The sequence below is a fragment of the Acinetobacter sp. S4397-1 genome, assembly GCF_024129285.1.
Lineage (GTDB): Bacteria > Pseudomonadota > Gammaproteobacteria > Pseudomonadales > Moraxellaceae > Acinetobacter > Acinetobacter lwoffii_C.
This window is the reverse complement of record NZ_JAMXXZ010000047.1, coordinates 1-10,243: the sequence shown is the minus strand read 5'-3', so window position 1 is coordinate 10,243 and position 10,243 is coordinate 1. Positions and strand designations below refer to the sequence as shown.

The 10,243-nt window shown below is 36.7% G+C and carries 12 protein-coding genes; 10 read left to right on the top strand and 2 right to left on the bottom strand.

The genetic code is table 11. The features are described 5' to 3' along the window. Positions 1–60: 60 nt before the first annotated feature. The 6 genes from NI467_RS13790 (at position 61) to nadS (ending at position 4,461) form a co-directional block, all read left to right on the top strand. Positions 61–357, top strand: a complete 297-nt coding sequence (locus tag NI467_RS13790) for a HigA family addiction module antitoxin (RefSeq protein ID WP_253153417.1) — start codon at positions 61–63, stop codon at positions 355–357. A gap of 9 nt (positions 358–366) precedes the next feature. After that, positions 367–648: a hypothetical protein gene (locus NI467_RS13785; protein ID WP_253153416.1), complete on the top strand. Its 282-nt coding sequence runs from the start codon at positions 367–369 to the stop codon at positions 646–648. Positions 649–831: 183 nt separating this feature from the next. After that, entirely contained in the window at positions 832–2,787 is a 1,956-nt protein-coding gene (locus NI467_RS13780) for a class I SAM-dependent DNA methyltransferase (RefSeq protein WP_253153415.1), read from the top strand. Position 2,788: 1 nt separating this feature from the next. After that, the gene (locus NI467_RS13775; protein ID WP_253153414.1) at positions 2,789–3,745 is read left to right on the top strand and encodes a restriction endonuclease subunit S; all 957 of its coding nucleotides are present in this window, start codon (positions 2,789–2,791) and stop codon (positions 3,743–3,745) included. 130 nt (positions 3,746–3,875) lie between these two features. After that, positions 3,876–4,196, top strand: a complete 321-nt coding sequence (locus NI467_RS13770; RefSeq protein ID WP_000897309.1) for a type II toxin-antitoxin system RelE/ParE family toxin — start codon at positions 3,876–3,878, stop codon at positions 4,194–4,196. Next, the gene (gene nadS, locus NI467_RS13765; protein ID WP_004896911.1) at positions 4,189–4,461 is read left to right on the top strand and encodes a NadS family protein; all 273 of its coding nucleotides are present in this window, start codon (positions 4,189–4,191) and stop codon (positions 4,459–4,461) included. Before NI467_RS13770 ends, nadS begins: the two co-directional genes overlap by 8 nt. Before the next feature lie 458 nt (positions 4,462–4,919). On the opposite strand, the gene NI467_RS13760 is transcribed toward nadS, so the two are convergent. Beyond that, positions 4,920–5,891, bottom strand: coding sequence for a GlxA family transcriptional regulator (locus NI467_RS13760; protein ID WP_004733159.1), 972 nt, complete (start codon positions 5,889–5,891; stop codon positions 4,920–4,922). 132 nt (positions 5,892–6,023) lie between these two features. Between NI467_RS13760 and NI467_RS13755 the strand changes: the two genes are divergently transcribed. Both NI467_RS13755 and NI467_RS13750 read left to right on the top strand, forming a co-directional pair. Beyond that, on the top strand, positions 6,024–6,908 hold the full coding sequence (locus NI467_RS13755; RefSeq protein ID WP_004733158.1) for an MBL fold metallo-hydrolase: 885 nt from the start codon (positions 6,024–6,026) through the stop codon (positions 6,906–6,908). 84 nt (positions 6,909–6,992) lie between these two features. Then, positions 6,993–7,535: a cysteine hydrolase family protein gene (locus tag NI467_RS13750; RefSeq protein WP_005176773.1), complete on the top strand. Its 543-nt coding sequence runs from the start codon at positions 6,993–6,995 to the stop codon at positions 7,533–7,535. Positions 7,536–7,837: 302 nt separating this feature from the next. Here NI467_RS13750 and NI467_RS13745 read toward each other — a convergent pair whose 3' ends face one another. Then, entirely contained in the window at positions 7,838–8,236 is a 399-nt protein-coding gene (locus NI467_RS13745; RefSeq protein ID WP_253153413.1) for a hypothetical protein, read from the bottom strand. Positions 8,237–8,531: 295 nt separating this feature from the next. Between NI467_RS13745 and NI467_RS13740 the strand changes: the two genes are divergently transcribed. After that, positions 8,532–9,056, top strand: a complete 525-nt coding sequence (locus NI467_RS13740; RefSeq protein WP_253153412.1) for a plasmid replication DNA-binding protein — start codon at positions 8,532–8,534, stop codon at positions 9,054–9,056. A gap of 867 nt (positions 9,057–9,923) precedes the next feature. Then, on the top strand, positions 9,924–10,202 hold the full coding sequence (locus tag NI467_RS13735; protein WP_253153411.1) for a type II toxin-antitoxin system RelE/ParE family toxin: 279 nt from the start codon (positions 9,924–9,926) through the stop codon (positions 10,200–10,202). Positions 10,203–10,243: the final 41 nt, after the last annotated feature.

The following is a 10,243-nucleotide window of genomic DNA, read 5'->3' as shown; positions in this document are numbered from 1 at the left end:
TTTTTAAAGATGGTAATGCTTATATCGTAGATTATCAGGACTATCATTGAGGTAAATATGATGATGAACAATCCAGCGCATGCAGGTGAACTCGTTTTAGAATGGCTAGATGGCCTAAAAGAAGAAGGACAAGCGATTACAGTTACAGAGCTTGCTGAACGTATCCAAGTTACGCGTGTATTACTTTCTAGAATTATCAATGGTAAGGCACCGATCACAGCAGATGTGGCTTTGCGCTTACATGATGCTTTAGGGATCAGCGCAGACCTGTTAATGCGTGTTCAATCAAAGCATTCACTTTGGGTAGAATCACAAAAACAGCGTCCACAGATTCAACCATTTTTTGTCCAGTGTTAATTTTGATTTATGCAAAACATTCAAGATATAGCAGATTGCTTATTTAATTTGGAATCACAGTCCTCAAAAGTCAGACTTAAAAAAGGTTCTAGAATCTTTTTTCTATTTGATACGCATCTAGGTATTTGGCGTGAGCTTTTGCTTAGAAAAGATAGAGATGAACTGTTAGAAAGGACTAGAAATTTTTGTGAGTTTTTAAAAGAAGAAGGAGTTCAAGTGTATGGTTCTCATAAGAAAAAAGACAAATATTTACAACATGTTGAACACTATTTAATTTCACTCAAAGAATAGGATAAGAAATAGATAAAACAGCTTTAGATAGGTTCTAACAGTCGATCTTCGTATAAGAGATTTTATGTTAAATACTTAATATTTCATCTTTGTGGTTTTTTTAGACAACTGTTCCAGAAATAATAAAAATCCATCGAAATCGGTTTAATATCGGGAAGATTTTTTTATCCATACCTGAAAGAAATGAACGAACGTATTACAGAAAATTTGGTCCGTGACCAATTACGCAAATTTGGATATTATTCTGAAGAAAATCAAATTGTTGTCGAAGAACAAAAATCACAGATTAAAAGAGTTCAAACATTATTAAAAACAGCTAGTAAAGCTGGAACAGGTAAAGGTGGATATCCTGAATTTATAATTAATTGGGAAGTAGATCCTAATTTTTTAATTGTCATAGAATGCAAAGCCGATACTAGATATCATGAAAGTCCTTCTTTAGACAAGGTAAAAGATTGCGCTGTAGATGGGGTTCTTCATTATGCGAAGGCTTTATCTAAAGAATTTACAGTACTTGCTATTGCCGTTAGTGGTACGACAGCAGAATCAATGAAAGTTAGTAATTTTCTTTACCCTTGCGGTGGTACTGAATATAAAGTCTTAGCAAACCAAGATGGCTTAAGTATTAATAAAATAGTATCTTTTAATGATTACTATAAATTAGCTTCATATGATCCTGAAGTTGAAAGAAAAAGACATCATGACTTAATTGCATTTTCTAAAAAGTTACATGAATTAATTTGGACTGCTGCAAAAATTTCAGAAGAAGAAAAACCACTTTTAGTGAGTGGCACGCTTTTAGCCTTAATGTATAAACCATTTTTACAAACTTTCGAGGTCTATAGCCCAGAGGCTATGCCTGCTAAATGGTTAGAGGCCATAAATGAAGTTTTAGAAGAGGCTGACATTCCTAAAGCTAAGAAAAAAACAATGGTACAACCTTATGCAGGTATTGCCACTCAACCTAATTTAGGAAAGCCAGATCCAAAGACTAAGAAAAAATATCCTAAAGGTGTTTTATACGAAATTATTAAGGAAATTAATGAGCACGTATGGCCGTTTATTAGTGTTTATCATAATTTTGATGTAGTGGGACACTTTTACGGAGAGTTTTTAAAATATACCGGTGGTGATAAAAAGGCATTAGGTATCGTATTAACTCCTCGACATATAACGGAGTTATTCTGTGATTTAGCTCAAGTATCAAAAAAGGATACAGTAATTGATATCTGTGCTGGTACAGGTGGTTTCTTAATATCTGCTATGCAGGCAATGATGAAACAAGCTGTAACGGATGATGAAAGAAATAATATTAAAAAAAGACAGCTTATTGGTATAGAAAATAACCCTAAGATGTACGCTTTGGCGGCTTCTAATATGATTTTGCGTGGAGATGGTAAAGCAAACCTATTTCAGAGTAGTTGCTTTGAACCGACTTTACAAAAAATTATTAAGAATCCTGATTCTAGCGTAGATTTTATTCGCCCAAATATTGGCTTATTAAATCCTCCATACGCACAATCAAAAAGTGATGCTGAATTACATGAACTATCTTTTGTAAAAGAAATGTTAGATCTACTTGAAGAAGGTGGGACTGGTATCGCCATTATTCCTGTTAGTTGTGTAATTACTCCAAGTAAAGCTAAATCTGAGATTGTTAAGCACCATACATTAAAAGCTGTTATGTCGATGCCGAGTGAATTATTTTATCCAGTAGGCACTGTTACCTGTATTGTAGTTTTTGAAGCTCATAAACCACATATGAGAGATGAAATAGTTGACATACATACAGGCAAAGTAATTTCACCTAAGAAACCTTATAAAAAAACATGGTTTGGATATTGGCGAGAAGATGGCTTTGTTAAGACCAAACATATGGGACGTATTGATCTTTATAACAAATGGGGGCAAATAAAAGAAAGATGGTTAGAGCAATTCCATAATAATGAAGTACATGCGAGTGAATCAGTAACACAGTATGTAACGGATGATGATGAGTGGATTGCTGAAGCATACTTGGAAACTGATTACTCTCAAATTACACAAAGTGACTTTGAAAAAGTTGTAAGAGATTACGCCATGTTTAAATTGTTAAGTGAACATGGAATCCCATCTTCTTCGAATAGTGAAGAGGAATAAAATGATTGAACTACAAGAGATCTTTGAAGTTAAGTACGGAGTTAATCTTGAACTCAACAAATTAACTCAAAGTGATGATGGTGTTAACTTTGTTTCGAGAACAGCAAAAAATAACGGTGTATCTGCAAAAGTTAAGCCTTTAGATAATGTTGATCCAATCCCAGCAGGATGTATTAGTGTTGCTGGAGGTGGTTCAGTCCTAGAGTCATTTTTACAATATGAGCCATTCTATTCTGGGCGAGATATGTACTATCTATCTCCAAAGATAGAGTTAACAGACCAACAGAAGCTTTATTATTGTGCTTGTATTAAGGCTAATAAAGATAAGTATAGTTATGGTCGCCAAGCTAATAGGACTTTGAAATATCTTAAAGTACCAGCTGTAGAAGATATCCCAACGTGGGTTAACAGCACAAATATATCGGTATTTGATGGTGCTCAAAACTCTATTAATAAGTTTTCAGGAGATTTACAGATAAATCCATTAAAGTGGAAAGAGTTCACTTATGAGGAATTATTTGAAATAAAAAAAGGTATCAGATTGACGAAATCAGATATGGTACTAGGAGAAACTCCTTTTATTGGTTCAACTGATTCGAACAATGGTTTAACAGCACTTATTGGACAAAATCCAATACATAAAGGGAATGTTTTAACATTGAATTACAACGGCTCAGTTGGAGAATGCTTCTATCAACCGAAAGATTTTTGGGCTTCAGATGATGTGAATGTTTTATATCCGAAGCAAAGTAAATTTAGTAGATTTAATGTCTATATTGCACTATTTTTTATCCCCTTAATTAAAGTGGAACAGTATCGCTTTAATTATGGTCGAAAATGGCATACTGAGAGAATGAAAATTTCTAAACTTGTTGCTCCAGTTAAAGATGATGCTTCACTTGATCTAGACTTTATGGAAAATTATATAAAGTCTTTACCTTTTAGTTCATCAGTATGAGTATGGAAATAATTATAAAGAAAATCTAAAATTAATATAATACGGATTATGCGAAACGAGAGCCTACTGCTCTCGTTTTTTCATTCTAGAACTGCTAAACTTCTTATACGCCATTGACGTACTTCAACCTATGTTATTCATTGAAACCAGTATTTTTACCAAGCAAATTAAAGAGCTTGTGAGTGATGAAGAGTATCGTCAGCTCCAGCAAGATCTCTTGGTACAGCCTGATAAGGGCGACTTAATCAAGAATGGCGGTGGAATTCGTAAAGTACGCTGTGCTCAAGGCAATAAAGGTAAAAGTGGTGGTATCCGGGTGATCTATTATTGGGTCACAGAGGATGATCAGATCTTTTTCCTGGTGGCTTATCCAAAGTCTGTGAAAGATAACCTGACAGACAAAGAGACCTCTATTTTGCGTCAATTAGTGAAGGAGCAATTTCATGGATAACAACTTATTTGATGACCTGGTTGCTTCAATCAAAGAAGCTGGTGCCATCAAACGCAATGAAATGAAAGCAAGCCGGGTAACTGAGCTTGAATTGCCAGATATTAAGGAAGTACGTGAGAAGACAGGCTTAACCCAGGCAGAGTTTGCTGCACGTTTGCATATCAGTGCCAGAACCCTGCAAAACTGGGAACAAGGCCGTCGCTATCCGACTGGTCCTGCAGCGACTTTAATTCGTATTTTAGACGCTCATCCGACCTTAATTTAAAAAGTTTAGATAATAAAAAACCCCGGCAGGATGCCGGGGTTTTTTGTATTGGTTCGCTCGGTATAACTCCTGTCGTACCTTACAGTCCTTGTGCGTATCGTTGTTCTTATTATTGTGTGGAACTCCTGTTCCTGATGAATCCATCATAGGAAATTGCAGCCAGGTCGTACAGCCGCAAAGGGCCGGAATTGTTGTGAGCATATGCGTACAAAATAGCCTAAATTTTATCCACAAAAATTGGGGATAATTTTAGATGCAAGAGTCTTGTTACTTGGGCGAAAATGCGAAAATTGAGTATTTTTTAACCAATTTTATTGGCAAGAAGTATCAAAATTGCTCAAAAAGAAACCGACTTGTTTCAAAGTCGGCTTTTTGTGGTTTTTGTGATCTGGGTAAAATTTTTAAGTTATTGATTTTCAAATTAATATACAAGTGTATTGCGTATAACCGCCATTATGTTAAATGGGGGGATTATTTTCATTAATGATCCCAAAAGCTTTTCTCCATGCCTGAGGGCTGGTGCCATATTTTTCACGAAAATTTTTTCTAAATGACACGGTATTATTAAAACCTGAAAGCTCGGTTATCTTTTCGATAGACAAGTTTGTCGTTTCTAAAAGTTCACAACTTAATCTGATTCTTTCAGTATTCAGCCAATCGACTAGGGTCATGCCTGTCGCTTTCTTAAAATGCCGTGTGAACGTCCTGCGTGTCATATGTGTCCGTTCAGCGAGGCTTTCAATATTATGTTGTAAAGCTAAATTCTTTCTTAAAAAATCAAGTAATACATTAATTTGTGCATCTTGGCTCGATTCTGCGACTGGCTGTTCAATAAACTGAGCTTGCCCACCTTCACGGTGAGGCGGGATCACCATTACTCTAGAGACTTTATTCGCAATTCGTGCATTATAGATTTCACGTACCAAGTACAAGCAGCAGTCTAACGCTGCGCCTGTTCCAGCAGAGGTTACGATCCTTTGGTCCTCTACATACAGGGCGTCATTATCAAGCTGAACCTGTGGAAATCGTTCACTAAAATCTTGTTCAGCCATCCAGTGCGTAGCTGCTTTTTTATGGTCAAGCAGCCCTGCATATGCCAATGCATAAGTTCCATAGCATAACCCTACAATTCTAATTCCAGTCTGATATGCACAATTTAGGGCATTGATAAGTACTTCTTCAGGCTCATGATTAAAATCATCCCATCCAGGAATAATAATAAGATCCGACTCTTTAATGAGTTCGATCCCCCCATCAGGGATAATCATCATAGACTGTTCTGTTTTTACGGGTTGGCCATCTATAGAAAAAATTTTCAGATCAAATAAGCGTTTATCTTCAATCCTGATATTGAAAATGATATGGGGGATAGAGAAGTGAAATGGATTTATATTGGGATAAACGAACAATCCAATCACTGGTATAGCCATTCGGTCTACCTCTCTAAAATAATAAATATAGCATGTTGTCCCAATAGTTTCGATGATTGTCCTTAAAGACAATTTTATTGCTTAATTTTTCCTATCATGATTCGAGTATGACTAAATGATTGGATCTGGAACATGAATAAAATTTTAAGTAGCTCTGTTATTGCACTCTCTCTGGCAATGGCTTCAGTCCATTTATATGCGAATGATAAGGTGGTTCAGCGAGATACTTCTAAAGTTACGCATATACAAGAAATTCGCAATGCAACGATTAAAGTAACCTATGCTGATACGACTTTTTTAATTGACCCAATGTTTGCTAAAAAAGGATTCTATGAAGGTTTTCCTGATACTCATCGTAGCTATTTACGGAACCCATTAGTCGATTTGCCTATCAAGCCCGAAACGATTTTAGAAGGTGTAGATGCGGTAATCGTGACCCATACCCATTTAGATCATTGGGATGATGCAGCACAAGCGACTATTCCGAAAAACATGCCGTTGTTTGTACAGAATAAAGAAGACCAGAAAATCATTCAGTCACAAGGCTTCAAAGATGTTCGTGTATTAACTCAAGCGACCTTTGAAGGGATTAAGCTCACTAAAACTGGTGGTCAACACGGTACTGATGCCATGTACCGTATTCCTAAGCTTAAAGCTGGATTAGGTGAAGCAATGGGTGTGGTATTTGAAGCTGCTGGCCATGAAACTGTTTATGTGGCAGGAGATACCATCTGGCGTTCTGAAGTTGATCAAGCGATTCAAACATTTAAACCTGATGTGATTGTCTTGAATACAGGTAACGCCTTGGTTGATGGCTTTAAAGAATCCATTATTATGGGCAAAGAAGATACTTATCGTGCAACTCAGAAAGCACCAAATGCTAAAGTGGTTGCTGTTCACATGGATGCAATTAACCACATGTCAGTAACACGTGCTGAGCTTGCAGAGTACGTAAAAGACAAAGGGATTCAAGATAAGGTTTTAATTCCTATTGATGGTGAAACGCTTTCTTTCTAAAGAAACTTAAAGAAGTGGAATACTTCCACTTCTTTAAAATCCTAAGCAGAACAAAACAAATATTAGTTAAGTAAAGGAATAGATATGTCAAAATCAGCTTTATTAGTTATCGACTTACAAAATGAATATCTACCTACAGGTAAATTACCATTGGTAAATATTGAACAAGCTGCTGCTAATGCAGTGAAAGTAATTGCGAAGGCCCGTAAACAGGGTACTCAAGTGATTCATGTCCAACATATTGCTGATGCTGAATCTCCTATATTTGAACCTAGCTCAAATGGTATTGAATTTCAGGACACAGTTAAGCCGCAAGAAGATGAATCTGTGATCATTAAAAATCACATCAATGCGTTCTTAAACACGAATCTCAAAGAAATTTTAGATAGCAATCAAGTGACTGAGTTAGTCGTGATTGGTGCTATGAGCCATATGTGTGTTGATGCTGCTGTTCGTGCTGCTTCTGATTTTGGTTATAAGGTAAAAGTTATTCATGATGCTTGTGCAACACTAGACTTGGAATTTAATGGCGTTAAAGTACCTGCTGGTCATGTCCATGCAACATTAATGGCCGCTTTTGAATTTGCATATGCTCAAGTGATATCAACTGAAGATTATGTTAGTTAAAGATTAAGATTTTCTAAAATTAACATAATACACCTTATACGAAATGCTTTATTTTATATCATATAAATCATAAGCTTATACCAAGCCGTTCCAGGGTTCAGCGCACTGGAATGGCTTTTTATTGATTATTCATGTTCCACGCTTAATAAGTGAACAATGTTCCACACTTTTGTTTAGTTAAAAATAACAATGATCGCCATGAATCAGCGCCAATTTCAGCCCTTTGGACTGAAATAATGACCCTAATCCTTGCCAATCGACTTAAACGAGCTTAGAGCGCATTTAAGACGGTTTTATATTCATTATTTAGTGTGTCTATTGGGATTAAATAAACCCAGTAACTCATCACTCGGTCTTTGAACCTGATTAAACCCCTTTCCATCAGATAAGTGATCTAAGGCGGAAATATCTGAAAAATCTTCAATGGTCGTTTCTACAACTGGCTGAGGCTTATTTAAAGGTTTTTCTGTCTTGAACTGATCTGAATGCTTAACCTGAACATGCACCACATCGTTAGGCAAAATCCTGCTGCTGCCTTTCAAGAAATTTTTATAGAACCGTTCAATCGAAGATCTCACCACATCAACACCAAATTCAGCTTTGATTTTTGCTGATATTTTAGGGAAGGTTAGCCCATCTTCTTGTCTTAATTCGAGGATGCGTAAGCCCATTTCTTTGGTAATTTTATAGTTTTCAAACATTGTATAAGCCTAAAGAGCAGATAATGCAGTTTAGCGCACTATAGAGCAGTATTCAAAAATACTTAATGCAGTTTAGTGCGGTTTCATGCAGTTTATATTTGCGATTGGTGCAGTTTAGTGCGGTTTAGTGCAGTTTGAGGGAAAATCATAACGATGCTTTACTTTTGCTTGGTCAAAAGTAAGCAAAAACGAGTAAATAAGAGCTATTTTTCTAGCGCAGGATAGGCTGTCGCCGCATAAAATGCTATCAAATGAAAAATGACACTTTAAAAATTATCCAGGGCGTTTAATTTGTATGTCAAAAATTACCATCGTAGAAGCAGCCAAACAGTTCAACGTTACTCGACCTCGTATCTACCGAGCTATTCGAAAAGGTGAACTCACCACGACCTTAAACGATGATGGTGTGCAGCTTGTTCAGGTACAAGATATGATCCGACTTTTTGATAATATGACTAAAAAAGACGTTCGAAAAGTTGTTCAGGGCAGTGTTTCTGATACAGAACTGAAATTAGTAAAATTACTCGAAGAACAGCTTAAAAAAGCCGAAGATGACAAAGCTTTTTTAAAGCAGCAAATAAATGATTTAAGAAAAGATTTTGATGAATATAAGCTCAGAATAGAACATCAGCCTTCTTTAGAACCCAAAATAGACATTACAAGTAACGAACATGCTCAAGAAACAGAATCGTTACAGCTAGAACATAGTGAAAAACGAACAAGTGAACAGCCTGTTCTAGAACAACCCAAACAAGAAGCTGAAAATAGGCCAACTAAAAAAGGATTGCTGCGGAGACTGGTCGGTGAGTTTTTAAAGTAATTAGAGCCAAAATCGGTGATATTTTTGCCGTTCAATATTGATTTTTGTAAATCAGCAAGTTAAACAAAAGAAAAAGCCCTGAATGTCTTGCAACACTCAGGGCTTTCGCTTTATATTCAGCGGTACGCAGTTATTTGATGTTGTAGCATCGAATAACGAAGATCATAAGGTTTGGCGACCGTTATGATTTCACCTAAGGCTTGTACCTGAACTCTATTTTCACAATAAAAAGTGTTTAGTTCAAGACCTAAAATGATAAGTCTTCGTTAATACGTGTTTAAAACCATCAAATAAGCATCCTAGATCGAGCTTTGCCCGCTTCTGCGTGTCCGTTTCATACGGTCGGCATGTGGTGTGGGTGGAAGGAACAAGTGACGCTAGCGCACCACAGCGATTGTTTTAGAGCGATTTAAGCGCATCTAAGGCAGGAGTTGCTACTAGGGGAAATCGACAAAGCAACAACGTCAGGAGTAGTTCAGGGACGCTTTAAATTGTATGTTGGGGAAACCCTCGCAGAGATAAGCCAACTGTTCGGTTTGAGAACGTGTCGATGCGGTGTGTGAAATCGTAATCTCAACCTATGTAGGAAAGCACAATTACCTACTGTCGTGGACGACCGATGCGTGGCTCCGTCAGCCCAAAATTGGTTCTCGGCAATACTCTGAGGGCTTTGTCTTTTGACAGGCTCTTAGGGTGAGTATTGCCGAAACTCACTCAACGTTCACCATCAGCCCAGAGGGCTTGCCCGAAGGCTGGGGTGATCGGGGAGTGAGTGAGAGCATTTATTAATTGTTATTGTCGGTATTACTTGTATAGTTTTACTTTACGACTTGGTGTATAGTAAAACTATACAAAGGATTAATTTTTGTGATTATAGATTTTAAACATAAGGGACTAGAGCGTTTCTTTAAAACCAGTTCTACAGCAGGGATTCAGTCAGTACATGCAACAAAGTTAAAAAGACAATTAACGGCTTTGAATGAAGCACAGAGTATTGATGAAATGAACTTTCCAGGATGGAAGCTTCATCCCTTGAAAGGAAAGTTAAAAGATCATTGGGCAATTACGGTTAATGCGAATTGGCGTATGACTTTCATTTTTAAAGATGGTAATGCTTATATCGTAGATTATCAGGACTATCATTGAGGTAAATATGATGATGAACAATCCAGCGCATGCAGGTGAAC

What these genes read in the sequence shown, in the direction of transcription:
- NI467_RS13760 (WP_004733159.1), bottom strand. Translation starts at nt 5,891, where the DNA reads ATGGCTATACCAGTGATTGGATTGTTCGTTTATCCCAATATAAATCCA.
- NI467_RS13745 (WP_253153413.1), bottom strand. Translation starts at nt 8,236, where the DNA reads ATGTTTGAAAACTATAAAATTACCAAAGAAATGGGCTTACGCATCCTC.
- NI467_RS13780 (WP_253153415.1), top strand. Translation starts at nt 832, where the DNA reads ATGAACGAACGTATTACAGAAAATTTGGTCCGTGACCAATTACGCAAA.
- NI467_RS13750 (WP_005176773.1), top strand. Translation starts at nt 6,993, where the DNA reads ATGTCAAAATCAGCTTTATTAGTTATCGACTTACAAAATGAATATCTA.
- NI467_RS13755 (WP_004733158.1), top strand. Translation starts at nt 6,024, where the DNA reads ATGAATAAAATTTTAAGTAGCTCTGTTATTGCACTCTCTCTGGCAATG.
- NI467_RS13770 (WP_000897309.1), top strand. Translation starts at nt 3,876, where the DNA reads ATGTTATTCATTGAAACCAGTATTTTTACCAAGCAAATTAAAGAGCTT.
- NI467_RS13785 (WP_253153416.1), top strand. Translation starts at nt 367, where the DNA reads ATGCAAAACATTCAAGATATAGCAGATTGCTTATTTAATTTGGAATCA.
- NI467_RS13790 (WP_253153417.1), top strand. Translation starts at nt 61, where the DNA reads ATGATGAACAATCCAGCGCATGCAGGTGAACTCGTTTTAGAATGGCTA.
- nadS (WP_004896911.1), top strand. Translation starts at nt 4,189, where the DNA reads ATGGATAACAACTTATTTGATGACCTGGTTGCTTCAATCAAAGAAGCT.
- NI467_RS13740 (WP_253153412.1), top strand. Translation starts at nt 8,532, where the DNA reads ATGTCAAAAATTACCATCGTAGAAGCAGCCAAACAGTTCAACGTTACT.
- NI467_RS13775 (WP_253153414.1), top strand. Translation starts at nt 2,789, where the DNA reads ATGATTGAACTACAAGAGATCTTTGAAGTTAAGTACGGAGTTAATCTT.